We start from the raw sequence: 24,392 nt of genomic DNA, 5'->3' as shown, positions 1-24,392 counted from the left end.
TCGTAGCCGATCACGGCTGGTTGAAGATTTTCCATCACAAAATCCGACGAGCATCCTTGATGTCATGGTGCAGCGCACCTATAATAACCGAACGGTCGGAAATTAATGATTGGATGCCTTGCGCATGGCTCGCCCCAGAGTAATCGAACAGGACGATATTCTTGATGCCGCGGAGGCCGTCGTCGTTCGCAACGGCGCCGCGCATCTGACGCTGGATGCCGTGGCCATCGAGGCCGGCATCAGCAAGGCCAGCGTCATCTATGACTACAAGACCAAGCAGCAGCTGATCAAAGCCGTGATCGAGCGGCGCGTGGCACTGGGGGAAGAGCGAATTCGTGCCGCGACCGAGGAACTGGGTGCGGTGTCGAGTGCTTCGATACGCGGCCTGATCGCGGCTTCGTCGGATGCGGAGCCTGATGACGCGCGGGCAGTGGCGGTCAATCTCGGTGCTGCGCTCGCGCAAGACAAGGCGTTGCGCAAGCCCATTCAGGATTACTACGAGCGGACCATCGCCTCGGTCATGGCGACGTCGAAAAGCCCGCGCGGTGGCCTCCTGGCCTTTCTCGCTCTTGAAGGATTGAGGGCACTAGAATGGCATGATTTTCATTCCTGGACCGATGAGGAGCGCCGGCGCATTTTGGGCGAAATCGGCTGGCTGGTCGATGAGGTTCCTGCACCCGACAAGGCTGGTGGCGCACCAGATTCTTCCTGATCCTTCGCTGAAAACCCATCCCCAATTTTCACCGGCGCGACACCATCGAACGCATCGGCAGTGACACCTATTCGTGGATTTCCCCTATGCGTATTTTTGCCGTGCCCCTGAAGATAGCTGCCGCTGTCGCGCTCCTTTCGCTGGTCGTGGCCTGCAGCGAGGCCGAAAGCTCCGCCGAAGCGCCGGCAGCTCCGCCGCCTTCCGCTGTCAGCGTCGTCGCGGTGACACCGGAGCCGATTCCGATCCTGAATGAATTGCCCGGCCGCATCGCGCCTACCCGCATCGCCGAAGTGCGTCCGCGCGTGTCGGGCATCGTGCTGGAGCGCGTTTTCGAACAGGGCAGCCTCGTCGAGCAGGGCGACGTGCTCTACCGCATCGACCCCGCACAGTTTCGCGTGCAGGTCGCCAGTGCCGAAGCCACGTTGCAACGTGCGCAGTCCGTGCAGCTTCAGGCGCGTCAGGCGGCTGACCGGCAGAAGCAGCTGCGCGAGCGCAATGTCGCCAGCGGGCAGCAGATGGACAATGCCGTGGCATCCCTTGCCCAGGCCGACGCCGAGGTCGCGATAGCAAGTGCGGGTCTTGCCGCAGCGCAACTCAATCTCGACTATGCCGAGATCAAGGCGCCGATCTCCGGCCGTATCGGGCGGGCGATGATCACCGAGGGGGCGCTGGTCAGCACCAACAGCGCCGAAAGCCTGGCCACCATCCAGCAGCTCGACCCGGTCTATGCCGACTTCACCCAGTCGGCCAACGCGCTGCTGAAACTGCGCAAGGCTCTCGAAAACGGAGCGCTGACGAGTTCGAACCCCGGTGAAGCGCGCGTATTGCTGCGACTGGACGACGGCAGTGAATATGCCCATGCCGGCCGTCTTTTGTTTCTTGAGGCGGCGGTCGATGCGACAACCGGGCAGGTGACGTTGCGTGGCGAATTTCCAAATCCGGAAGGCGATCTTCTGCCCGGCATGTATGTGCGCGTGCTGATCGAGCAGGGCGTCCAGCAAAATGCCATCGCCATTCCGCAACAGGCGATCCAGCGTGATTCCGGCGGACAATCCCAGGTCTATGTCGTGAATGATGAAAATATCGCCGAACTCAGGACGGTGCGGGTCGGACGTACCGTGGGCGAGCGCTGGGTTGTCGAAGATGGCCTGAAGGCCGGCGACAAGATTGTCGTGGAAGGCTTTCAAAAGATCAGGCCCGGTGCTCCGGTCAGTGCTCAGCCATGGAAGCCGGAAGCCGCCCAGCCCGCAACGGACACACCGGTCGACGCCGGCAGCAAGCCCACGGCCGGATAAGGACGCTCGATATGCCCCAGTTTTTCATTGAACGGCCCATTTTCGCATGGGTCGTGGCGATCTTCATCATGCTGGCCGGCGTCATCGCCATCCCGTTCCTGCCGGTCGCCCAATATCCGAGCGTCGCCCCGCCACAGATATCGCTTTACGCGAACTATGCGGGTGCTGCACCCGAGGACATCTACCAGAGCGTCACCAAGCCGATCGAGGAAGAGCTGAACGGTGTCAGCGGGCTGCTCTATTTCGAGTCCACCTCGGATTCGTCCGGCATGATCAACATCACCGCGACATTTGCTCCCGGCACTGACACCGCCCAGGCATCGATCGACGTCCAGAATGCCGTTAGCCGTGTCGAGCCGCGCCTGCCGCAGGTCGTCAAGCAAACGGGCATTCAGGTGCAGGAAGCCGGCACCGGATTTCTCATGATGGTCGCGCTTACCTCTACCGATGGCTCAGTCGACGTGGTCGGTCTCGGCGACTATCTCAGCCGCAACGTCTTGAGCGAGATAAGACGCATTGACGGCGTAGGTCGCGCGCAGCTGTTCGCCACGCAGCGCGCCATGCGCATCTGGATCGACCCCGACAAGATGGTGGGTCTGAACCTGACTTCGGACGACATCACCAATGCCATCCGGTCGCAGAATGCCCAGGTCGCGGCCGGCCGTATTGGTGCGCAGCCCAACCCGATCACCCAGCAGATTTCGGCGACCGTTCTGGTTCGCGGCCAGCTTACCTCTGCGGAAGAGTTCGGCTCGATCGTGCTGCGCGCCAATCCCGACGGCTCGTCTGTCCGGCTATCGGATGTGGCCCGCATCGAGGTCGGCGCTGAGAATTACAGTTTTTCCACCAGGCTGAACGGCAAGCCCAGCGCCGCCATTGCGGTGCAGCTTTCGCCGACCGGCAATGCGCTGGCCACCTCCAATGCGGTTCGCGCCCAGATGGAGGAACTTGCGAAGTTTTTCCCGGCAGGTCTCGAATATGCCATCCCCTACGACACGTCGCCCTTCGTCAAGGTGTCGATCGAAAAGGTCATCCATACGCTTCTGGAAGCGATGGTGCTGGTCTTCGCGGTCATGTTCCTGTTCCTGCAGAACTTCCGCTACACGATCATCCCGACGCTGGTGGTGCCGGTGGCGCTGCTGGGAACCTGCGCGGTGATGCTCGCTACCGGCTTCTCGATCAACGTGTTGACGATGTTCGCGATGGTGTTGGCCATCGGCATCCTGGTCGATGACGCCATCGTCGTGGTCGAGAATGTCGAACGCATCATGGCCGAGGAAGGGCTGTCGCCAAAGGAGGCGACGCACAAGGCAATGAAGCAGATCACGGGGGCGATCGTCGGCATCACGCTGGTGCTGACGGCGGTTTTCGTGCCCATGGCCTTCTTCCCCGGTGCCGTCGGCGTCATCTACAAGCAGTTCAGCCTGACCATGGTCGTGTCGATCCTCTTCTCGGGCTTCCTTGCGCTTTCGCTGACGCCCGCACTTTGCGCCAGCTTCCTGAAGCCCATCGCCAAGGGCCATCATGCCGAGAAGAAGGGTTTCTTCGGCTGGTTCAACCGCGGGGTAAATCGGACAACCGCACGCTACACCTCGTCTGTCGGCTGGATCGTCAACCGGACCGGCCGCTTCATGGTCATCTATCTGGCTCTTCTGGTCGGTCTCGGCTGGTCTTTCGTCCAGCTTCCGAGTTCGTTCCTGCCCAACGAAGACCAGGGCTTTGTGCTGGTCGACATCCAGGGTCCACCGGAATCCAGCAGCAGCCGCACAGCGGAAATCGTGGAGCAGGTCGAAACGATTTTCACGGCAGAGGAAGCGGTCGACCGCATGGTCGTGGTCAGCGGCTTCAGCTTTTCGGGTGCCGGCCAGAATGCCGGCCTGGCCTTCGTGACGCTGAAAGACTGGAGCGAGCGCGACGAACAGAACTCGGCCGCGGCCATCTCCGGCCGTGCCAACGGCGCGCTGTTCCAGATCAAGGACGCGATTTCGTTCGCGCTCTCGCCCCCGCCCATCCAGGGGCTCGGCACGTCGAATGGCTTTACTTTCCGCCTGCAGGACAGGGCAGGACAGGGGCAGGTAGCGCTCGCCGCCGCACGCGACCAACTCATGGCCGCCGCCGCACAAAGCGAGATCGTCACCGGTGTGCGGGTCGAAGGCATGCCCGATGCGGCACAGGTCAATCTGCTCATCGACCGCGAGAAGGCGAATACGTTCGGCGTCTCCTTTGCCGACATCAACTCGACCATCTCGGCCAATCTCGGCTCGGCCTATGTCAACGACTTCCCGAACGCCGGTAAAATGCAGCGCGTGACCGTGCAGTCCGATGCGGAGCGCCGCATGAAGACCGACGACCTCTTGAACCTCAACGTGCGCAATGCCCATGGCGGTATGGTGCCGCTGTCGTCCTTCGCAACCGTCGAATGGCTCAAGGGGGCCGCACAGATCGTCGGCTATAATGGCTATCCGTCGGTCCGTATCGGCGGCCAGGCGGCGCCCGGCTATTCGTCTGGTGCTGCGATCGAGGAGATGGAGCGTCTTGCCGGCGAATTGCCGGCCGGCTTCGGCTATGAGTGGACCGGACAATCGCTCCAGGAAATCCAGTCCGGCTCGCAGGCACCGGCGCTGATCGGGCTCAGCATCGTATTCGTGTTCCTGCTTCTGGCCGCCCTTTACGAAAGCTGGTCGATCCCGCTGTCGGTCATTCTCGTCGTGCCGCTGGGCGTCATCGGCTCGGTTCTCGCCGTGACGGTCATGGGCATGTCGAACGACGTCTATTTCAAGGTCGGGTTGATCGCAATCATCGGCCTGTCGGCCAAGAACGCGATCCTGATCATCGAGTTCGCCAAGGATCTGCGCAAGGAAGGCATGTCCCTGCTCGATGCGACAGTCGAGGCATCAAAGCTTCGCTTTCGGCCGATCATCATGACGTCGCTGGCCTTCAGCCTCGGCGTCACGCCGTTGGCAATCGCTACCGGGGCAAGTGCAGCCAGCCAGAACGCCATTGGCATCGGGGTGCTGGGCGGGATGATTTCGGCGACAGTGCTTGCCGTCTTCTTCGTGCCGGTCTTCTTCGTCTTCGTCATGAAGCTGTTCGGGCGTGGCAAGGCTGAAGCCAATGCAGGTGGAAAAGTGAGCGAAGCGGCTCATCTACCGGCGGAGTGAGGCGCACGTGCTTGCGAAGGTAGAAGCGGTCGCTGCGGATGACGTGAACCCGAAGGAACGCATCTTCCATGCGGCGATGGCGGTCGCGCTGCGAAAAGGGTTTGGAAAGGTCGCCTTGAGCCTGGTTGCCCGCGAAGCGGGTTTCAGCAAGGGCGGCTTGCTCCATCACTTCGCGACCAAGGACAATTTGATCAGGTCGATGCTGGCGTTTTACGCGGACCCGACGGCCCGTCACGCCCAGCCGGTCCTGCCCGGCGAAGCGAACGCATTCGTTTCCGGCTGTGATCCCTTCGCCGTGGCGGTGCTCATCGCCGCGGCTGAAAATCCCTTGCTGCTTGAGGTCGTCCGTACGCAGCTTGCTTCGGGAACCCCTGATTTGACAGATCGTTTGGAAACGACGCCAGGCCATTTGCGGCTTGTCGGCGATTTGGTCGCAAAGCTAAGCCAGCGGCGCCGGCTCACGTAGAACTGCCGGTCGTCCGAAACATTTCGGGAGCGGCGGGGAAATGTGCGGCGGCCTTATCGTCTCGGACATCATGGACGCGTTCCGTCAACCGACGATGCCGTTGGTTGTGTCTGTGGCATGTGCGATATAGGAGCAGATCTGCGGGCGCGACCCGACCGGGAATACTGGGTACATGGTGACGAGATCATTTTCGAAAGCGGTTGCAACCGCGTTCGTCCTGGCGGTGATCGCCGTTGCCGCCATCATCGCCGTTTTCGGCGGCGCGTTCGCCACGCGCGCTTATCTCGACCAGACGGCGGCGCGCGGGGAAACCACCCTGCGGCTGGCTGTTGCCGCGCTGCGCGGCCATATGAGCCGTTTCGAGCCGCTGCCAGCCCTCATCGCCGACCATGACGACATAAAAGCGCTCGTCGACAACCCGGGCAATGCCGTGCTGCGCGCTGATGCCAATCTCTATCTGAAAGAGATCAACGCGCTTTTGAAATCGTCCGACATCTATGTGCTGCTGACGGATGGCGAGACCATCGCTGCCAGCAATTACGACGCGCCGCTGAGTTTCGTCGGTGAGAATTTCAGCTACCGTCCCTATTTTCAAGATGCCGTTCAAGGCAGGCAAGGGCGCTTCTTCGCGCTGGGCACCACCTCGCTCAAGCGCGGCTATTACTATTCCGCCCCGGTCCGCGTCGGCAGCCAGATCCGCGGGGTCGTGGTCTTCAAGGTCGATATCGAGCCCATCGAAGCCTCCTGGAAGGGCGACGAGTACGAAATCATCGTCTCGGACCCGGAAGGCATCATCTTCATGACCGACCGTCCCGAATGGCTCTATTCCAGCATCCTTCCCCTTAACCGCGAGCGTCTGGCCAGAACCGAGGCGTCGCGCCGCTATGCCAATGCGACGTTGCGCGATCTGCCGGTCCGACGTACCGCCTCCGATGGACCGCACCATTTGATGAAGATCGCCAGTGCCGGCGTCGACCAGGAATATCTGGTGCTGGAAGAGCCGATGGCGGAAGCCGGCTGGACCGTCAGCGTCCTGCTCGACACCGGTTCGGCGCATACCCAGGCGCTCACCAGCGTTATCGCCGGGCTCCTCCTGCTTGGCCTCGCCACGCTTGGCGGAACCATTATCTTCCAGCGGCGCGCCCGGCTGGCCGAGCGCATGGAGATCCATCGCAATGCGCGTGAAGAACTTGAACACCGGGTCGAGGAACGCACCGCCGATCTGGCCTCGGTCAACAGCCGGCTTGAACTCGAGGTTGCCGAACGGCGCACCACGGAGCAGCAACTGCGCAAGACGCAGGCCGACCTTGTCCAGGCAGGCAAGCTGGCAGCACTAGGCCAGATGTCGGCCGCACTTTCACACGAGTTCAACCAGCCGCTGGCGGCGGTCAAGACCTATGCGGACAACGCCGCGATCCTGATCGACCGCGAACGCATCGCGGAGGCGCGCGACAATGTTTCCCGCATCTCCGCGCTGACCGACCGCATGGCGGCGATCAGCCGTCACCTGCGCAATTTCGCGCGAAAGCCCAATGAACGGCTTGGCCCGGTTTCGTTGGCGGAGGTTGTGACCGATACGTTGGAGATCGTCGCCTGGCGGTTGAAGGCCGCCGATGCGACGGTGACCATCGATCTCGGCAACCGGCCTCCGCAGGTGCAGGCGGGCAGCGTTCGGCTTCAGCAGGTTCTGGTCAATATCATTTCCAATGCGGCCGATGCGGTGGAAGGTCTGCCTGATCGGGTGATCGAGCTTGTCGCCCGGCGCAAACGCGGCATGGTCGCAATCACCATCCGCGACCACGGTCCCGGCGTAGCGGATGCGATCGCCGCGCGTATCTTCGATCCGTTCTTCTCCACCAAGGGCGTCGGCAAGGGGCTTGGGCTCGGCCTGTCGATCTCGTACAACATCATCAAGGATTTCGGCGGAAGCCTTGGCGTCGAGAACCATGCCGATGGCGGCGCGCTTTTCCGCATCGAGCTCAAGGCCGCCGAGGCCGTCACCCACGAGGCTGCCGAATGAACCCTGCGCTGGTCTTGCTGGTCGAGGACGAAGACGAGCTTCGCCGCTCCACCGCGCAAGCGCTGGATTTGTCCGGGTTCAAGGTGCGCGATCTGGCCAGCGCCGAGCGTGCGCTCGACCTCATCACCCCCGGCTTCAACGGCATCGTGGTCACGGATATCCGCATGCCGGGCATGGACGGCATGACGCTGATGGGGCGTATTCGCGAGATCGACGCCGATATTCCCGTCATTCTCACGACCGGCCATGGCGACGTGCAACTCGCGGTCACGGCGATGCGCGAAGGGGCTTATGATTTCATCGAAAAGCCCTTCACCACGCAGACCCTTGCGGCGGTCGCGGCGCGAGCCCTCGACCGGCGGGGCCTGGTGCTGGAAAATCGCCTGCTGCGTGCGGTGGCCGGCAAGCGCGACGATCTCGAGGTTCGCCTGCCCGGCCGCACCCAGACCATGATCGATCTGCGCTACCGCCTGCGTGCGGTGGCCCCCACCGACGCCGATGTTCTCATCGTCGGCGACACCGGCGCCGGCAAGGAGGTCGCGGCACGTGCGCTTCATGATATCAGCGCGCGCGCCAGCAAGCCCTTTGTCGCCATCGACTGCGCCGCGCTGCCGGCAAATCTGATCGAAAGCGAATTGTTCGGCCATGAGGCGGGCGCTTTTGCCGGCGCCATCCGCGCCCGCTTCGGCAAGTTCGAGCATGCACGCGGCGGCACCATCCTGCTCGACGAGATCGGCTCGATGCCGATCGATCTTCAAGCCAAGCTGCTTCGCGTCATTCAGGATCGCAATATCACCCGGCTGGGATCCAACGAACTTATCGCGCTTGACGTGCGCTTCGTGGCTACCAGCAAGGCCGACCTTGAGGCCGAAGTCGCGGCCGGCCGCTTCCGGGCCGACCTGCTTTACCGGCTCAACGTCGTGACCCTGCGACTGCCTTCGCTAGGCGCCAGGCGCGAGGATGTGCCGCTGCTTTTCCTCCAGCTTGTGCGTGAGGCCGCCGCACGCCATCGCCGGGACGAAGTCGACGTGCCGCCGCAGGTGATTGCCCATATCGCCAATCGAACCTGGCCCGGAAACGTGCGCGAATTGCGCAACGCGGCCGATCGTTATGTGCTTGGCCTCGGCTTGGGGCTTGATGAAGAGGCGTCGCCCGCCGACAGTTCGCCGCGGCTTGCCGACCGGGTTGCGGATTTCGAGAAGAGCGTGATTTCCGCCGCTCTTTTGGCGCAGGGCGGCAGCCTCAAGGCCGTCTATGAATCCCTCGGCATCTCGCGCAAGACGCTTTACGAGAAGATGCAGCGCTTCGGCCTGGACAAGCGCGATCCGGGCGACCTTTAGCCGCCGTGTGTGGGATCATACCCGCGCCAAGTCGCAGATGTACCCTTTTCCACCCATCTGGCCGGCCAAAATGCAGAAATCCTTTCCGTAGCCGCCATTGACGGTTGCGATGGAGCAATGAGGCTTTGTCTATTGTTCCCGCCCATCACCGGTGCGGGAGGACCCTTCGCATCAGATGGCCGATCCATATCCTGGGAGGATTTTGATGAACAAGCTTTTCGCGGTGCTCGGCGCTGCCGCAGCCCTTTCGCTCACCCCGTTTGCCGCTGGTGCGCAGACCTATCCAGAGCGCTCGATTACCATCGTCGTGCCGTTCTCGGCTGGCGGGCCGACCGACACGGTGACGCGTCTGGTGGCCGAAGCCATGTCGAAGGACCTTGGCCAGCAGGTGCTGGTCGAAAATGTCGGCGGTGCCGGCGGCACGCTCGGCGCCGGGCGCGTCGCCAGCGCCGAACCGGATGGCTATACGCTGCTGCTGCACCATATCGGCATGGCCACCAGCGCCACGCTCTACCGCAAGCTCGCTTATGACACGCTGAACGCCTTCGAATATGTCGGCCTGGTTACCGAAGTGCCGATGACCATCGTCGCGCGCAAGGATTTTGAGCCGACCGATGCGAAGAGCCTGGTCGAATATGCCAAGGCCAACAAGGACACCGTCACCGTCGCCAATGCCGGTATCGGCGCTGCCTCGCATCTGTGCGGCATGCTGTTCATGAGCGCCATCCAGACGCCGCTGGTCACCGTTCCCTACAAGGGCACGGGACCGGCGATGACCGATCTGCTCGGCGGCCAGGTCGACATCCTGTGCGACCAGACCACCAACACCACCAAGCAGATCAAGGCGGGCACGATCAAGGCCTATGCCGTCACCTCGCCGAACCGGCTCGACGTGCTGCCCGACCTGCCGACGACCACTGAGGCCGGCATTGAGGGCATGGAGGTCGGGATCTGGCATGGCGTCTACGCACCGAAGGGCACCCCGGCCGAAATCGTCGACCGCCTGTCCAAGTCGCTTCAACTGGCGTTGAAGGATGAAAACGTCGCGGCACGCTTTGCCGAACTCGGCACCGCGCCTTCCCCGCAGGAAGACGCCACGCCGGCAGCCCTCAAGGCCAAGGTCGAGAGCGAAATCGCCCGCTGGAAGCCGATCATCGATGCGGCCGGCCAGTACGCAGACTAGATCGACATAAGGAGAGCGGTGGCGCAGGCCTGCCCTGTGCATGCGCCGTCACCGCTCCAGTCCTTTAAGCGCCGCAACCGCGCCTACCTGAAGGAATTGCCATGAAGTCCTTCTCGATCGATAGGGTCAACGGCCTGTGCGCCGCCTTTTTCATCGTCCTTGGGCTGTTCTTTGCCCAGCAGTCGCTCACCGTCGAACTCGGCACCGCATTCCGCATGGGACCGGGTTACTTTCCGCTGGTGCTCGCCGTCATCCTGATCGTGCTTGGCGGGGTCATTCTCGTTGACGCCATTCGTGTCGAAAGCGAGCCGATCGGGCATCTTGCCTGGCGCGGTATTTTCTTCATTTTGCCGGCACCGATCTTTTTCGGCCTGACGGTGCGCGGCCTGGGTTTCGTGCCCTCGATCTTCCTCACCGGGCTTATCGCCGGTTTCGCCAGCCAGAAGATGAAGCCCCTGACCGCCATTTTGCTGGCCGCCGGGCTGACGGTTTTTGCCGTGGCCGTCTTCAGCTATGCGCTCGGCCTGCCCTTCCGGCGGTTCGGTCCCTGGGTCCGGTTCTGAGGTAGATAAATGGATCTGATCGACAATCTCGCGCTTGGCTTCGCCACCGCATCCACCCTGTGGAACCTGCTGTTCTGCCTGATCGGCGTCCTGCTGGGCACGCTGATCGGCGTGCTTCCCGGCATCGGCGCGACGGCCACCATTGCCATGCTGTTGCCGATCACCTTCCAGATCGGCGATCCGGTTTCGGCCCTCATCATGTTGTCGGGCATCTATTACGGCGCACAATATGGCGGTTCCACCACCGCGATCCTCATCAACATGCCGGGCGAATCCTCTTCGGCCGTCACCGCGATCGACGGCTACCAGATGGCGCGCAAGGGGCGCGCCGGCGTGGCGCTGGCAACCGCCGCCATCGGCTCATTCTTCGCCGGCACCGTCTCGACCTTCCTTGTCGCGCTGTTTGCCCCGCCGCTGACGGCTATCGCGCTAAAATTCGGCGCGGCCGAGTATTTCTCGCTGATGGTCGTCGGCCTGGTCTCCTCGATCGCACTTGCGCATGGCTCCATCGTCAAGGCGCTGGGCATGGTGGTGCTCGGGTTGCTGCTCGGCCTTGTCGGCACGGACATCTATACCGGAACGCCGCGTTTCACCCTCGGTATTCGCGAATATGCCGACGGGCTGAATTTCGTCGCGGTCGCGGTCGGCGTGTTCGGCATCGCCGAAATCCTGCGCAATCTGGAGAACGAGAAAGGCCGTGACGTGCTGATGGCCAAGGTCAGCGGCCTGATGCCGACAAGGGACGATTTCAAGCGCATGGCAGCCCCCATCGTACGCGGCACCGTCATCGGTTCGGCGCTCGGCATCCTGCCGGGCGGCGGCGCCCTGCTGGCTTCCTTTGCCTCCTACACCGTCGAAAAGCGGGCTTCGAAAAACCCGGAAGAGTTTGGCCAAGGCGCCATCGAGGGCGTGGCGGGGCCGGAATCGGCCAACAATGCCGGCGCGCAGACCTCTTTCATCCCGATGCTGACGCTGGGCATTCCGGCCAATCCGGTCATGGCGTTGATGATCGGCGCGATGATCATCCAGGGCATCGTGCCCGGCCCGAATGTGGCAACCGAGCAGCCGGCGCTGTTCTGGGGCATCATCGCCTCGATGTGGATCGGCAATCTGATGCTGATCGTGCTCAACCTGCCGCTGATCGGCCTGTGGGTGAAGCTGCTCACCATCCCCTATTACGTGCTGTTCCCGATCATCATGGCGTTCTGCTCCATCGGCGTCTACAGCGTGAACTCCAATGTCTACGACCTCTATGCCGTCGCCTTGTTCGGCCTGGTCGGCTACGTGCTGCTGAAGTTGCGCTGCGAGCCGGCGCCCTTGCTGCTCGGTTTCGTGCTCGGGCCGCTGCTGGAGGAAAATCTGCGCCGCGCCATGATTCTGTCGCGCGGCGACCCGATGACGTTCCTCAACCGGCCGATCAGCGCGATCCTGCTCGGCATTTCGGCTGTCGTTCTGGTCATCGTATTTCTCCCCAGCATCAAGAAAAAGCGCGAGGAAGTCTTCGTCGAAGACGATTGAAGGTTCTGCCGCAGCAGGCGACTGATCGGCGGCAGTGTTTCGCGACGTGACACAATGTGACCACGGCTTCTGCACGTTCGAGTTGAACCCGCGCTATCATGGCGGCGTCGAATACGCGGAGGAACCATGGAGGTCCAGCAACGATCGACGCTGCGGCAGCGCCTGATCGCCATCATCGTCACCGGCATTGGCGGGGCGGTGGCGACTGCCGTGTCGTTCGGGATGGCCGTCTATGAATCGGCCCGCCCGGAGGCCGTTCCCGTCATCGCTGCCGGAAAGCCCATCGACACCGGTCGATGGGCTGTTACGATCCGGGAGGCGAAGATAGATGAAATGCCGCCGACTGGCACGAAGCCGCTCGAGCCGAAGACGTTCGTGACGGTCGCGTTCGATCTCGACAACCGCTCGGCCGCAACCAGCAACGTCTTCTCCAAATTGCTCGTCATCGATCCGCCGGTGCGAGGCTTGCAGGAGCCGACGGTCTATCTGGCGCGGGACAATTGGATCGCCGGCGGCATCCACCCCGACATGCCCGAACGACTGGTCGCCGTGTGGGAATGGCCAGCCTCCGCCCTGCCGCCACGCGAACTTCGGCTGCTGGTCGGCGGCCAGGTCTACAAGCGCCGCGACAATCTCTATGGCGCTTCCGGCTGGTTCGATCGCGATCCGATCGCCGCCGTCGAACTTCCTGTTGCCCAACCTCCTGCCGAGGTGACACAATGAGCGTGCCCATCAAAGGCTACGCAGCCGTGATGGTCGCTGCGGCGCTGCTTTATGGCATGCAGCGCACCACGCCCCTCTACAGCGAGATCACCTCGCCTGTTCCGATCGCGGGCAGGCAGGGCGAACGGATTGATACGACGGCTTTCGCCATCGGAATCACCAATACCCATCTGGCGCGAAAGCTGACCGTGACGGATTTCGGCAGCACCCGTACCTACATCACGTCAGGCGTTTGGGTGATCGTCGAGGGGGCCGCGGAAGCGAAGCATGAAAGCCTGGCTCTGACCTCCGCCGAATGGCTCGGCCCCGGCGGCCTGCGCTACCAGGTGAGCCAACGCCTCCCCACAATTCCCGGCTCGTTGGGAACGGAACAACTCGAACCGGGCATTCCAAGACCGATCCTGATGGCATTCGAAGTGCCGGAAACCCAACTCGCGGGCGCGCGGCTGCTGGTCTCCAGATCCGCCATGACGCCGCTTGACGAGCAAGCCTCGATCGAACTGACCGATCTGCGGCCGGACGCTATTCTGCCTTCCATCAAGCTCGGTCGCGGCAACCCGGTCCGGCCCTGGACGCTGGAGGCGAAATGACGGCGACACCGGTGTTTTTGGGCGAACGCCGCCGCTATTGGCTGAGCCTCGCGGCTCTGGCGGTCATGCTGCCGGCCGCCATCCTGGTGCATTCAGGAAGCCGGTTTCAGGAATGGCTGCGCCGGGACATGCGCGACCCCATCGCCGTCGAGAAAGGAGCCTCCCAACCGTATGGCGGGGCAGACTGGCGGCTGACCGACATGACCCGATTGCCCGGCAACCTGCCCGGAACGGCCGTCGTCGTCGCCGAGTTCGAGGCGGTTGTCGGCGACCCGGAGCGCCTGCGCGGGGGCGCTTCCTGCACGGTCGTCCTTACCGATATGCAGGGCCGCCGCTGGCGACCTCTGTTCCTGACCGAGCCGGTGGTGCGCAAGATGAAACCCGAAGCCGCGGAAAAGCCGCGCTGCGGTGCCTTCGAGAGCACCGGCAATGGCGACACGCTGATGATGGCCGAGAGTTTCGTCGTTCCGGAGGGCGCGCAGGGCCTCGCACTTTCCGTGGCCCTTACCAAATCCTTGCCGGAATATCTGCTGTTCAGGTAGCGGCGGCCCGTTGCTGCCTGCCTCGCAGGGTCTGGGATGCCACGGCATATTCGAGTACCGCCGCCAGAAGGGCGATGCGCACGGCGTCGAACAGGATGCCGCCATCGAGGTCGCTGGGGTTGCCGATGAAGATGTTCGAGACACTGCCGATCAACTGCCAGGTGTCGAGGTCGTAGGGTCCGAGCATGCGCGTCGCGCCGTACCAGAGCCAGGCAGTCGCCCAGTTGAGCGCGCGATAGGCGACGATGCAGGTGAGCAACGTCGCAATCCCGGTGCCAAGGGTCAGCTTGAGGCAGAACCAGACAGGCCGATAGCGCGTTCGGTAGCCGCCGAAAAAATGCGCAGTGAAATCATGCAACCAATTTTGCCATGTCGATGCGCCGGCGGATGCGGCCTTCGGGCGAGCGGAGGTAGAAGCCAGATCGTAGCCGTTGATGATCGCCGCCATCACCAGCCAGACCATCGGCAACAGCGCGTAGAAGAAAAGGTTTTTGGCCTGCTCAAAGCCACCCTGCGGCTGGAACTCGACCGGCACGAAACCCTCGGAGGCATGGGCCGCCATCGATAGCGACAATGCGCTCGCGTCAGGCTTATCAAGCAGTGAGCCTGCGCCAAGCCAGGCAATGAAATCGTCTTTCCACACGCCGAGCGCATAGAGGCCGATGAAGATCCAGCTTGCGTCTGCCGCCACGATCAACAGCCGCCACCAGGGCGTGCGCGAGCGTTCGTTCATGCGTTTGGCAACCCAGCGGATGGCCCAGCAGACGATGATCGCGGCAATGAGACCGCGCGATTGCAGCAGGTCGAATATCTGGAGGCTTTCGCCGAACGGCACCCGCTCCAGCGCCAGTCGCGAATATTCGCGTACGGTGTCGCCAAGAAAGCCCCACGCGGCGTAGTAAGCGAAAAACGGCAGGATCACCGCCGCCGTGACCCCCAGCATGGTGTCGGTATTGCCAGGCGGCGGGGCTTGCGCGGAGGCCTCGGTCGCGCCCTGCCGCAACGCCGTCAAGGCCGGCAGGCCCGGCCGAAGCGCGGCAAACATCGTCACCACGACGAGGAGTTTCGCCAGTACCACCAGCGACAGCACAACCATGCCGCCAAGCGGGTATTGCATGCCGACGCCGACAGCGGCATCCAGCAGAAAATCATGCGCCATGAACCCGACCGCACCGATCAGCAGAAGCTGCGGCCAGAAACGAACGAGAAGCCTGCCCGTCAACACAAGTGGGCGGACCATGTCCTCCAGCATCGTCATGCCGTGAGGATAGCCGGGCGCGGACCGGGTCTCAACACGCCGCAACTTCAGATTTCATGTCCACTCCGTAACCTGCGTGAGCGAGCGGCCGGTCCTCTCGACTTCTCTCGGACACATCAAAACAAGGCCATGCGCATCAGGCCGCGGAACGCATGGAGCGTTGCCACCGCCTGCGCTTCAGGAACGCGGCGATCGGCTTTTCCAGCGTTTCGTGAGCGACCGCGCCGATGGCGATACCCGACACGATGGCGACGCCGCAGACAATCGGGCCTGGCACGGAAAAGGCGGAACCTGCCTTGGCCACCACCGAAATCGCCATCGTGTGCCACAGATAGATCGAATAGGAACTGTCGCCGAGATAGGAGGCCAGCGACAGGCGGGGCATCGGCGCGTGTTTCTCAAATGCGAGGACACCAAGCACGAGAGCCGCGGCCAGCGGTCCAAGGACGAACGGGGTGAAACCGGCATAGGTGACGCCCACAAAGGCGAAGCCCGCAATGGAGACGGCCATCAGCGCGACGCCCGTTCGCGGTGCCGGGATCGCGCCTTTCTGCCAGGCCTTGCCGATGGCCATGCCGATGAGGAACTCCAGCAGCAGCGGGTCGGTCCAGGTCTTGAGAACCGGCGTTTCAGGCCGCAACATCCAGCCAGCCGCGACGAGCGCGAGGAGCAGCGCCGCCATTGCCGCGAAGCGCCGCCTTCCCGGCATGAACAGGGTCGCGGCGAAAAGCACGTAGAAGAACATCTCGTAGTTCAGCGTCCAGCCCTGCACCAGAACCGGCCAGATGTCGCCGGTGCTGGGCGAGCGGCTGGCGATGAAGAAGAGCGAGGACATCACGTACCATGCCGTGAGGCGCAAATTGGGAAACAGGCTTACCAGCGCGCCCACCACCATCACGCCGGTGGCGATCCAGTAGAGCGGCGCAATGCGTTCGATGCGGTCACGCAGGAAGACGGCGGGCGAGGGCGCCCGCTCGCTGGCGACGACCCACATGATGAAGCCGCTGATGACGAAGAATACATCCACGCCGGCCGCGCCGATGGCAAAGTGCGTGCCGGATCGTTCGGCCGCGTGGAAGACGACAACGCCCAGTGCTGCGGCGGCGCGCAGATACTGGATCCCGTGGAGTTTCTTCATGCGGCGTGGCCGGGTTGCGGTGACCTGCCGGCGCTGGCGTGCCAATGCACGGCACGCGGCGCCGCCAGCCGGCCGGCCGCATAAAACAGCAGAAACGAGCCGACCACATAGGGGTTGATGACGTCGACCTCGACGAAAGCGCGCACCAGAAGCATCGCGACGAGACCGAACAGGACGAAGGACGCCTCGTTGCGGGCGTCGCCGACGACCCTGCGCAAATGTCCCACGAATGTGTGCAGCAGCACCGCAAGGAGCAGGACGACACCCACCAGGCCCAGTTCCACTGCTACTTCGATGAAGGTGTTGTGGAAATGGAAGCCGCTGCGCGAGCCGATGTAGAATTCCTCCCACAGACGCTCGGCCTCGGAAAAGCCCTGCACCCAGTAGGCCTGGTAGCCGACGCCGAAGAACGGTGCCTGCGTGGCCGCGGCCCAGCCCTGCGACCACAGATAGGTGCGCCCGGTGAGGGTGGAGTCCTTGCCGAATGCGGCCAGCAGGAGATCGAGGCCACCGAGGTTCAGGCCGATGAAAACGACGCCGATGGCAAGCGCGACGCCGACGACCATGCTCACCTTCCGCACGCGGGGCGAAAACAGCAGCGCCAGCCTCAGCCAGATCTGGATGGCCAGCACCAGGACGAGCGCGATGACAGATGTCGCAGATTGCGACTTGATGAGCATCCAGACGGACAGGCCGCCGACGGCCAGCGCCAGCAGCCGCCAGGGGTCGCGTTCTGCGATGAGGACGAGCGCGGCGAAGGCGAAATAGACGCCCAGCGAGGAAAACAGGCCAAGCTGGTTCTTGGACGGAAAAGCGCCGACGAAGCTGAAACTGCCGTCGAGCGGATCGAGATAGTATTGTCCGAAGGCCAGCGAAAACAGCAGGACGAACAGGGTGCCCGTGAGCGCGCCGAGCGTCAGCGTCCTGACGCTGACGGTGCGGGCGGCGATCAGGGCGCAGGCGACGTGGGAGGCGAACTGCACGGAAGCGCGCGCGGTGACGCCGGGTGCCGCCGACCAGAACACCGACAGGCAGGCCAGCGCGGCAAAGGGTGCGATCCAGGCGAGGTCGGCCCAATTGCCGAGCGTCTTGCGATAGTCGACCAGAACCAGCGGCAGCCACAGGCCGTAATAGACGAGGATCGAGACCTGACCGAAGCGGAGCGAGTAGGCGAACACGAAAATCGAGATCGCTACCGCAACAAGCCCATAGCAGAGATTGTGGTCGGGATTCACGAGTCGGGCCTTGGCAATCTTCATCGGTGATACCCGCTTCGGCCCGTTTTTCCCGGCCCGCTCAGTTGGAATCCGCGGATGTCGGCTTGATCTCCACCTTGACGACGTCTCCCGGCAGGACCGGCGTGTTCTCGTCGGCCGCGATCTCGCCCTCCTTGCCGTCGTCGGCCGTGCGCACGATGGAAAAGCTCATCTGCGGCGGATTGCGGCCATTGGCGTTGCGCGCGGCATCGGGTGCCCGTTCCAGGGCTTCCGTCATCAGGCCGGAATACATGCCCATTCTCAGGTTCATCGCGTCGAGGTCGGCTTCCGTCTGCTGGCGATCCTGGGCGATCTCGGTGTCCCGGTCGTTCTGCAGGCCGATGGCGTCCTGCGTCGCCTTGGCGATGTCCTGCTTGGCGCGCAGTATGGCCGTATCCATGTCGAGCAGCTTGCTTTCCAGTTCGGCGATCGTCTGCTCGAGGGTGAGCACGCGCTGGTTGACCACGAGGCCCTTGCCGGCAAGTTTATCGATGCCTTTCAGTTCCTCACGCGCCAGATCAGTCTGCCTCGACTGCGTGGCGATCTTCTTCTGCAGCGAATCGATCTCGGCCTGCAGCAGGGCCTTGAGGTTGTCGAGGCTTTCGAGTTGCAGGCGCAGCCGCTTCTGCCTCGCCTGCATCAGGTTGGTTTCGTCGGCCATCAGCTTCTTTCCGGCCGCTGCCTTGGCGAGTTCCGGCGGGAAATCGATCTGCTGCTTGTCGGCGGCTTCGGCGTCCAGCCTGGCCCGCCTTGCCAGAAGGCCGTCGCGCTGCGAGGCCATCACCTCGTAGTTGCCCTGCGCCATGATGAAGTCGCGCACTCCGCCCTGGCCACTTTCCGACCGGTGCAGCCCGCCGGCGATGCTGAGGGCCTTCAGCACGGTCAGTTGCGGATCGTAGGGATAGCGGCCGGGCGTCTGCACGTCGCCGGAAACGAAGATCGGACGGAATTCCGCCAGTTCCACGGAAGCCTCCGGCCGGTCGGGCAGGCCGAGTTTCTGCTGAAGGCCATCGCCGATGGCGGCGGCGACCTGTGCCGTGGTCTTTCCCGTTACGGGCAATTCGCCGACGAACGGGATGGATATGGTGCCTGCCGGCCCGACGCCATAGTCGCCGCTGACGGCCGACCAGTCGCGGAAACCGCCTTCGGCGCTTTGCCATTCCGCGACCCGTACGCGCAGTTTGTCCATCGTGCCCAGCCGGTATTCCTCGGCTGCGGCGGACAAGGTCTGTAGCGACACTGTCGCCAGCAGGATGCCGATGGCGAGCAAGACGCGGGCCGTTTGCGATATCCGGGTCAAATCACTGGCTTCCTTCGTTTGCGGATCGAGGATCGTGGGGTGAGGACGCGGCCACCTTCAGTAGCTGCCGCGCGACGAAAACACCGCCGGTACGGTCCAGATCAGGATCTTCAGGTCGAAGGCGAACGACCAGTTCTCGACATAGTGCCTGTCGAAGGCGACGCGTGTCCCGTAGGAGACGTCGTTGCGGCCGCTGACCTGCCACAGTCCCGTCAGGCCGGGGCGCGATTTCAGGTAGAAGCTTGCGGCTGTGCCGTACATGACGAGTTCGTCGTCGACGACCGGCCGCGGTCCGACGAAACTCATCTCGCCGCGCAGGATGTTGAAGATCTGGGGCAGTTCATCGAGGCTGAGCTTGCGCAGGACCGTGCCGACCCGCGTGACGCGGGGATCGTTCTGCAATTTGCGCGTCGCGTTCCATTCCTCGCGTTCCTGCGGGTTCCTGGCGAAATGCGCGGTCAGCACTTCGTCCCCGTTCTCGACCATGGTGCGGAACTTGAGGCAGCGGAAGACCTTGCCGTTGCTGCCGATTCGCGGATGTCCGTAAATCACCCTGCCACCATCGGAGAGTTTGACCAGAAGGACCAGCATCAGGAAAAGCGGGCCGAGGACGACGATTCCGGCAAGCGCCGCTGTTATGTCGAAAGAGCGCTTGAAGGCACCGCCTATCGGCGGCTCCCCCTCCATGTCCGATTCCGCTTCGGAAGCCCTCTGCGCCAGTCCGGTCTGTGACATTATTGCCGCTCCGCGATGTTGATCGTCAGATGCAAATGCTGCGACGCAACATGCTCATTGATAGGGCGGGAGATATGACGTTGGTTCGATGAAAATAGGTCAGGCGGATCAATTTTCGATCATAATTTGTGACGGGCAGTCACATAAGCGGATTTCTCCGGGAATTTTTACTAATTCCATCATAAAAAAATGAAAATAGAAAATCTATATCAATTTATTTTCCTGGAAACTGCATTTTGTTTGAAGATATCGCGCCACATTTAAAAAGTAACCACACTATCGCCGATATATATAGGTATATATTATAGCGTATTCTTTTCGACTAAATCCTCGGGAAGATGTCGCCGTCGCACAACGGTGATGGGGAATCCCGCCAAGAATCGGCGATGTGAGAGGAGTCCGCCCAGCTTGCGTATTGCCTGCCGTGCGAATATTTTATATATTCTGCTATACAGACGCGATTGAATTCGCGCCTCCGGTCCAGAAAACAGCCAATGCCTAATACACCGGATGCGCAGCAACCGTTGCTGCTTGGGCGGGAGGTAGTCTTGGACGTGAAATTTGATCGCACGCGGCGCTGGCCCGGCCTGTCCGGCTGACATGTCCTTTGTCCTGTTCCTTCGCGGCTTCATCGGCGCTTTGGTGGTATTCGCCGTCGTCACCTACGTCATCACGCAGTCGCTGTGGACCACCCTGATCAATACCGCCATCTGCGCGGTCGTCATCCAGGTCGGCTATTTCGTGGCGGTTCTGGTGATGATCCGGCGATCGCCCGCCCCCGGCAAGGCCCCAGAACCCGCGCACAAGGAGTCCGCGCGCAAGCAGCCCCCGCCAGCTCCGGCGAAGAAAGACCAGCAGCCCGTGCGTTAATTCGCGCCAGGCAGCAACAGCTTTTTTTGACCGTCATCAAATCGCCTTTCGGTTCTGCGACCGGTCCGCCATGCGGGCGGGCCAAGCTGATCGAGAGGGTGCGGATGTCATCAACCGCCACAGTCTGCGTCATCATCGCAGCCAGAAACGCGGACCGGACCGTCGCACAGGCGGTAAGTTCGGCCCTGCGTGACGAGCACGTCGCCGAGGTGGTCGCGGTCGACGACGGATCGAGCGATCGGACGGCCGAGGCGGCTCTCGGCGCGGACGACGGAAGCGGGCGGCTGCGTATCCTGCGGCTCGACGTCAATCGCGGCCCGTCCTTCGCGCGCAACCATGCGATCGCGCATTCCACCGCGCCGCTGATCGCCATTCTCGATGCCGACGATTTCTTCCTTGAAGGCCGGTTCGGCAAGCTTCTCGGCGGCGACGACTGGGACTTCGTCGCCGACAACATCGTCTTCGTCGATTCGCGTGACGCGATTGAAACGGAGTTCGCCGTGCCGGACTTCGCGGCCGAGCCGCGCTTCCTCGACTTGCCGGGCTTCGTCGACGGCAACATTTCGCGGCGCGGCGCGTCGCGCGGCGAGATCGGTTTCCTGAAGCCGGTGATGCGGCGCGCATTCCTCGATGCGCACCAACTGCGCTACGACGAAGGCTTGCGGCTGGGCGAGGATTACGACCTCTATGCGCGGGCCTTGCTGAAGGGCGCCCGCTACAAGGTGGTGCATGGCTGCGGCTATGGTGCCGTCGTGCGCGCGGATTCGCTGAGCGGCCGCCACCGGACGTCCGACCTGAAGCGCCTGTACGAAGCCGACCGCGCCATCCTTGCCTTGCCGGAGACGGACGATGCCGCCAGCGCGGCCCTGCATCGCCACGAACACCACATGCGCGCGCGCTACGAGTTGCGCCGCTTCCTCGACATCAAGGCCGAGCGTGGCCTGACGAGGGCGGCGCTTCACGCGCTCGCCTGCCCCGCAGCACTTCCGGCGATTGTCGGCGGCGTCGCCGCCGACAAGTTCGAGGCGCTGAGCGGAAGGATCGGTCCAGCCGGCGAGAAGGCCGCACCGCGGCGCTATCTCCTGGCCGGGCGCGCCGTTCAGAAATAGTCGCGCCGTATGCCGGCGAGCACGTCGCGGAACCGGTCCTTGCGCTCAGTCAGCCTGGCATCGGCACTGAGTTGCGGCCTTGCCTTGCTGGCCTGGCGAAGGGCGATCACCGAGGGCGCCGCCAGCGCATGCTTGAGCGCGTCGCGCAGCGCCGACCGGGGTGGTTCGGCGCGCGTCAGCACCTCGGTTTCGTTCGGGTCCAGCCTGTCGGGCCTTGTGTGATCCACAACCGCCTTGCGCTCGAAATCGACGCCCCAGAAGCGGGCTCCCTTGGTGATCGCCTCGGCCCGCGAGGAGACCGGCACGCGGCGCGGCCGGTAGGTCAGTCCGAGCGACGACGCCCAGTCCTGCCATTTGAAGCCGTTGACGTTGCGAGACGTGGTGACGGCGACAAAGGGCACCCGCAGCGCGTCGGCGAGGATGGCGGCGTGCATGGATTCGGCCACCACGAGCCGCGCGCCCGCAATGGCGCCGATCACCGTCTTCGCGTCGCCGCACGGGTCGACATAGGCAAGGCCGGCCGCCTGGCAGACGGCCGGCCAGATGCCGCCGACGGTCGATTCCCAGTGCGGCACGAAGATGGCGTCGTGGACCTTCGGCACCGCCCGGAACTCGGGCATGTCGGCCACCATCACCGCCGGGTCGACGATGCCGAGCGCTTCGTCCAGCCCGAGCTTGGCCGCCGTGAGCGGCCCGCGCACGCTGCGCACGTCCCATTCCGCCTTGTCGGAAAAGTCGGGCGCCGCGCCATAGCCGAAGCCGCTGCCGACGATCAGCTTCCTTTGTCGCGGCGGCAGCAGCGTCCGGTTGAGCACCGTGCCGACGCCGACCAGCAGCATGTCCGGATGCGCCTCGCGAAAGCCGGGCAGCAGGAAATCCCACAGCCACAGGTTCAGGTCGTCGCCGAAATTGCCGTGCTCGGATTCCCAGTGGAAAGGCTGCATGGTCCTGTCCTATCTGGCCATCTTGGCGACGGCGAGTTCGACGGCGCTGCGCAGGATTTGCGGGTCGCGCCAGGCCCATTGCGCCAGGAGGCCGAATTGCGGCGTCTTGCGGCCGCGCACCAGCCGGGCCTGGCCCCACAGCGCCTGTTGCCGGGCGGTCTGCTTGTAGGAATGGATCGAGGCGCGGTCCTCGGGCCGATGGACGGAGCGGCTCTCCAGCCGGTCGAGCGCCACCCAGGTATTGAACTGCTGTTGCAGGAACTGCGGCGAATCGCTGGCGACGCCGTGAAAGATGTTGAGACCCTCGCCGCGCACGGCGCCCACGTTCTCGCCGAGCACCACGCGGCGCGCGCCGCGGATGCAGTCATAGAAGAACAGCACGTCCTCCGCCGCCAGCCGCAGTTCCGCCTCGAAGCGGGCGGTGCGGAACAAGCTTTCGCCGATCACCATGCAGGACAGGTGCAGAAAGCTCCAGTCCTTGAGCATGACGCCGGCAAGGTCCGGGATCTCGACGAGCGGCGGATCGTCGCAAAGGCGGCTGCCGGCGGTGCTGCCGGCGAGGTCCGCGACGCCGAAATGATAGTAGAATTCTGCGCCGCCCTGAATGGAGGCCCAGTAGCAATCGGCGTCGAACCGGGTGAGCGCCTCCGTTGCCGTTTTGAGGTGACCGGGCGTCCATTCGTCGTCGGAATCCAGGAAGGCGACGCAGGCGCTGTCGGCCGGAACGTGGTCGAGGCCGGTGTTGCGCGCGCCGCCGGGGCCGGCATTGGCCTGCTTGATGACAGCGATCCGTGCCCGCTGTTCGAGCGAAAAGGCCTCGACCTCGGTCTCGACCGGCAGCGGCGAGGAATCATCGATGACGATGATGTCGAAATCCGCATGCGACTGCGCGAACACCGATTTCAGGGCGCGTTGCAGGATGCCGGGTTCGCGCTGGTAGTAGGGGATGATCACGCTGCACTTCATCGTCGTCCTTTCGTCGTTCACGCGCCCGGCGAGGGGCCGCCTTCGACCCCGCCGGTGCGGGCTGGCCCTTCAAGACCAGCAGTTTCGGGCTGAAATTTGTCGCCGCACCGGATCACGGCCTTTACGGCGAAGACGCGGCACGGGGTCCTGTCCTCCGTCGCTTTGCCATCTTTGCAAGTTATGGGGCGCTGGGTGGGAACAAAGGAGACTGTCGAAATGGCCCTGTTCAGCGTGCGCGCAGCGAACCCTTTCCGAACCAGAAATCCGCGGCGCGACCGCGATACGGATGCTGCGCGCGCCGGGCGTTTGCGCGCTTTCCTGGACGATCTGGTGACCGAGATCGAGCATGAGCGCGACGGCCTGCGCGGCCGGTATGAAAGCGTGACAGTGCGCGCGGCCTTCTCGCAGCAGGCGCTGGAGCAGGATGAGGCAGGCCCGGAAATGGCATCATCCGTCGACCAGCTCACCCAGACCATGATCGACTATACGAGGCGGCTCGACGCGTTGGGGCAACAGGCCGCTTTCGTGAACGGGTTGCGCGAGCGCGTCGCGCTGTTTCCCCAGCAAACGGAAGAGGTCGCCGCCGCCGCCGCCGCCTCGGTGCGGCCGTCCGCTTAACGCCGATCATAAAAAGTGACCGGCAGGCTGACCGCCAAAACGGCCGCGCGTCACATTCTCATCCCCTGACGGCCTTATGTGCAGC

Annotated in this window: 22 protein-coding genes; 15 read left to right on the top strand and 7 right to left on the bottom strand. The window is 63.4% G+C overall.

Annotated elements, in window-relative coordinates; all coding sequences use genetic code 11:
* Positions 1–124 precede the first annotated feature (124 nt).
* The 12 genes from ACX3P0_RS14200 to ACX3P0_RS14145 all read left to right on the top strand — a co-directional run bounded on the left by ACX3P0_RS14200 (position 125) and on the right by ACX3P0_RS14145 (position 14,113).
* Positions 125–712, top strand: a complete 588-nt coding sequence (locus ACX3P0_RS14200) for a TetR family transcriptional regulator (protein WP_459089412.1) — start codon at positions 125–127, stop codon at positions 710–712.
* Positions 713–798: 86 nt separating this feature from the next.
* Positions 799–2,007 (top strand): efflux RND transporter periplasmic adaptor subunit, encoded by a 1,209-nt coding sequence (locus ACX3P0_RS14195; RefSeq protein WP_459089410.1) that lies wholly within the window; start codon positions 799–801, stop codon positions 2,005–2,007.
* A gap of 11 nt (positions 2,008–2,018) precedes the next feature.
* Positions 2,019–5,168, top strand: coding sequence for a multidrug efflux RND transporter permease subunit (locus tag ACX3P0_RS14190; RefSeq protein ID WP_459089408.1), 3,150 nt, complete (start codon positions 2,019–2,021; stop codon positions 5,166–5,168).
* A gap of 7 nt (positions 5,169–5,175) precedes the next feature.
* Positions 5,176–5,634 carry a TetR/AcrR family transcriptional regulator gene (locus tag ACX3P0_RS14185; protein WP_459089406.1) on the top strand — a complete coding sequence of 153 codons (459 nt, stop codon included), beginning with the start codon at positions 5,176–5,178 and terminating at the stop codon, positions 5,632–5,634.
* A 172-nt stretch (positions 5,635–5,806) separates the two neighbouring features.
* A complete protein-coding gene (locus ACX3P0_RS14180) occupies positions 5,807–7,654 on the top strand; it encodes a sensor histidine kinase (RefSeq protein WP_459089404.1) in 1,848 nt (615 codons plus the stop codon).
* A complete protein-coding gene (locus ACX3P0_RS14175) occupies positions 7,651–8,994 on the top strand; it encodes a sigma-54-dependent transcriptional regulator (RefSeq protein ID WP_459089402.1) in 1,344 nt (447 codons plus the stop codon). The genes ACX3P0_RS14180 and ACX3P0_RS14175 overlap by 4 nt, the downstream gene beginning before the upstream one ends.
* 205 nt (positions 8,995–9,199) lie before the next feature.
* A complete protein-coding gene (locus ACX3P0_RS14170; RefSeq protein ID WP_459089400.1) occupies positions 9,200–10,177 on the top strand; it encodes a tripartite tricarboxylate transporter substrate-binding protein in 978 nt (325 codons plus the stop codon).
* 101 nt (positions 10,178–10,278) lie between these two features.
* On the top strand, positions 10,279–10,740 hold the full coding sequence (locus ACX3P0_RS14165; RefSeq protein ID WP_459079917.1) for a tripartite tricarboxylate transporter TctB family protein: 462 nt from the start codon (positions 10,279–10,281) through the stop codon (positions 10,738–10,740).
* Between the two features lie 9 nt (positions 10,741–10,749).
* Positions 10,750–12,258: a tripartite tricarboxylate transporter permease gene (locus tag ACX3P0_RS14160; RefSeq protein WP_459089398.1), complete on the top strand. Its 1,509-nt coding sequence runs from the start codon at positions 10,750–10,752 to the stop codon at positions 12,256–12,258.
* Positions 12,259–12,384: 126 nt separating this feature from the next.
* Positions 12,385–12,981 (top strand): hypothetical protein, encoded by a 597-nt coding sequence (locus ACX3P0_RS14155; protein ID WP_459089396.1) that lies wholly within the window; start codon positions 12,385–12,387, stop codon positions 12,979–12,981.
* Positions 12,978–13,571: a hypothetical protein gene (locus ACX3P0_RS14150; protein WP_459089394.1), complete on the top strand. Its 594-nt coding sequence runs from the start codon at positions 12,978–12,980 to the stop codon at positions 13,569–13,571. Before ACX3P0_RS14155 ends, ACX3P0_RS14150 begins: the two co-directional genes overlap by 4 nt.
* A complete protein-coding gene (locus ACX3P0_RS14145; RefSeq protein WP_459089392.1) occupies positions 13,568–14,113 on the top strand; it encodes a hypothetical protein in 546 nt (181 codons plus the stop codon). Before ACX3P0_RS14150 ends, ACX3P0_RS14145 begins: the two co-directional genes overlap by 4 nt.
* Here ACX3P0_RS14145 and ACX3P0_RS14140 read toward each other — a convergent pair.
* The 5 genes from ACX3P0_RS14140 to ACX3P0_RS14120 form a co-directional block, all read right to left on the bottom strand.
* Positions 14,106–15,371 (bottom strand): hypothetical protein, encoded by a 1,266-nt coding sequence (locus ACX3P0_RS14140; RefSeq protein WP_459089390.1) that lies wholly within the window; start codon positions 15,369–15,371, stop codon positions 14,106–14,108. The genes ACX3P0_RS14145 and ACX3P0_RS14140 overlap by 8 nt on opposite strands.
* A 136-nt stretch (positions 15,372–15,507) precedes the next feature.
* Positions 15,508–16,509 carry an acyltransferase family protein gene (locus ACX3P0_RS14135; RefSeq protein ID WP_459089388.1) on the bottom strand — a complete coding sequence of 334 codons (1,002 nt, stop codon included), beginning with the start codon at positions 16,507–16,509 and terminating at the stop codon, positions 15,508–15,510.
* Positions 16,506–17,768: an O-antigen ligase family protein gene (locus ACX3P0_RS14130; RefSeq protein ID WP_459089386.1), complete on the bottom strand. Its 1,263-nt coding sequence runs from the start codon at positions 17,766–17,768 to the stop codon at positions 16,506–16,508. The genes ACX3P0_RS14135 and ACX3P0_RS14130 overlap by 4 nt, the downstream gene beginning before the upstream one ends.
* 37 nt (positions 17,769–17,805) lie before the next feature.
* Positions 17,806–19,065: a polysaccharide biosynthesis/export family protein gene (locus ACX3P0_RS14125; RefSeq protein WP_459089384.1), complete on the bottom strand. Its 1,260-nt coding sequence runs from the start codon at positions 19,063–19,065 to the stop codon at positions 17,806–17,808.
* A 57-nt stretch (positions 19,066–19,122) separates the two neighbouring features.
* Positions 19,123–19,800 carry a sugar transferase gene (locus ACX3P0_RS14120; protein ID WP_459089382.1) on the bottom strand — a complete coding sequence of 226 codons (678 nt, stop codon included), beginning with the start codon at positions 19,798–19,800 and terminating at the stop codon, positions 19,123–19,125.
* A 561-nt stretch (positions 19,801–20,361) separates the two neighbouring features.
* Between ACX3P0_RS14120 and ACX3P0_RS14115 the strand changes: the two genes are divergently transcribed.
* Entirely contained in the window at positions 20,362–20,670 is a 309-nt protein-coding gene (locus tag ACX3P0_RS14115; RefSeq protein ID WP_459089380.1) for an exopolysaccharide production repressor protein, read from the top strand.
* A 104-nt stretch (positions 20,671–20,774) separates the two neighbouring features.
* Complete coding sequence (locus tag ACX3P0_RS14110) at positions 20,775–21,779, top strand: glycosyltransferase family 2 protein (RefSeq protein WP_459089378.1); 1,005 nt, start codon at positions 20,775–20,777, stop codon at positions 21,777–21,779.
* On the opposite strand, the gene ACX3P0_RS14105 is transcribed toward ACX3P0_RS14110, so the two are convergent.
* Positions 21,770–22,723, bottom strand: a complete 954-nt coding sequence (locus ACX3P0_RS14105) for a polysaccharide pyruvyl transferase family protein (protein WP_459089376.1) — start codon at positions 22,721–22,723, stop codon at positions 21,770–21,772. The genes ACX3P0_RS14110 and ACX3P0_RS14105 overlap by 10 nt on opposite strands.
* A gap of 9 nt (positions 22,724–22,732) precedes the next feature.
* Positions 22,733–23,689, bottom strand: coding sequence for a glycosyltransferase family 2 protein (locus ACX3P0_RS14100; RefSeq protein WP_459089374.1), 957 nt, complete (start codon positions 23,687–23,689; stop codon positions 22,733–22,735).
* A 216-nt stretch (positions 23,690–23,905) separates the two neighbouring features.
* On the opposite strand from ACX3P0_RS14100, the gene ACX3P0_RS14095 reads away from it, so the two are divergent.
* Positions 23,906–24,307 carry a hypothetical protein gene (locus ACX3P0_RS14095; protein ID WP_459089372.1) on the top strand — a complete coding sequence of 134 codons (402 nt, stop codon included), beginning with the start codon at positions 23,906–23,908 and terminating at the stop codon, positions 24,305–24,307.
* Positions 24,308–24,392: the final 85 nt, after the last annotated feature.

The sequence above is a fragment of the Mesorhizobium sp. A556 genome, from assembly GCF_054489545.1.
This window is presented reverse-complemented; position numbering and strand designations above follow the sequence as displayed.